Genomic DNA, 284 nt, shown 5'->3' with positions numbered 1-284 from the left:
ACAACGAAACGCGACAATGCCCTGGGATCACCGGCGTTTTGCCAGCATGTAGCGTGGCCAGCAGCGCGACGATAAATAAATAGCTGTTCTCGAAGCACAATGCCCAGCGCTCACCTTCCTGCTGCTGCAGGTATGTTATCAACTGGGCCACATCATGGCGCAGATGACCCAGCGTCCAGGTATGCTCTTCCTGCCACGCAACAGGGACGTCGTTCGGGCGTGGGTCACAGAGCCATTGCGCAAGTGTGAGGGGCTGCTTCATTGGGTATCTCGTTTTATCACCA

Annotated in this window: 1 pseudogene; it reads right to left on the bottom strand. The window is 56.0% G+C overall.

Going from position 1 to position 284, the window contains the following annotated elements:
- Positions 1-262 (bottom strand): annotated as a pseudogene (locus tag FDX22_RS15745) (acyl-CoA synthetase); the annotation flags it as partial.
- Positions 263-284 lie beyond the last annotated feature (22 nt).

This window comes from Citrobacter sp. TBCS-14, from assembly GCF_005280805.1.
Lineage (GTDB): Bacteria > Pseudomonadota > Gammaproteobacteria > Enterobacterales > Enterobacteriaceae > Citrobacter > Citrobacter gillenii.
Note: the sequence above shows the minus strand (reverse complement) of the source record. Positions and strands in the feature narration are given on the sequence as shown.